Source organism: Secundilactobacillus angelensis, assembly GCF_012641075.1.
Taxonomy (GTDB): Bacteria; Bacillota; Bacilli; order Lactobacillales; family Lactobacillaceae; genus Secundilactobacillus; species Secundilactobacillus angelensis.
The window spans coordinates 1-342 of the sequence record NZ_JAAXLJ010000092.1; the positions used below are offsets into that span (position 1 = coordinate 1).

Genomic DNA, 342 nt, shown 5'->3' on the forward strand with positions numbered 1-342 from the left:
CGATCCGACTCGAATGCCAATTAAGACTAGTTCATCTTTATCAATCGTATAAACCACCAGGACATCGTTAGTTTCGCTTGGTGTTTTGTTTTTCGGGGTATCTCGTAAGTGAAATTCATTATAACCGCTCATTCGCCGATTAAGCTCATGATCTTCAAATTCTGCTGGTAATTGTTGTTGCTCAAGCAACAGATCAATGGCTGCTCGAACTTCATCAATAATAGATTTGTCTAAACTGGCTAACCGTTTTAGATCAGCATTAAAGGTTGCACGTGGTTTAAATCTTAGTTTTTTCATTATTTAAACTGACCCCAATAATCATCATCTGATTCAACAATTTCA

1 protein-coding gene is annotated in these 342 nt (G+C 36.8%); it reads right to left on the bottom strand.

Translation table 11 applies throughout. The annotated features are described in order from the left end of the window. A partial coding sequence (locus HC026_RS13210) for a type II toxin-antitoxin system YafQ family toxin (protein WP_168926217.1) occupies positions 1-297 on the bottom strand: 297 nt, incomplete at its 3' end. Positions 298-342 lie beyond the last annotated feature (45 nt).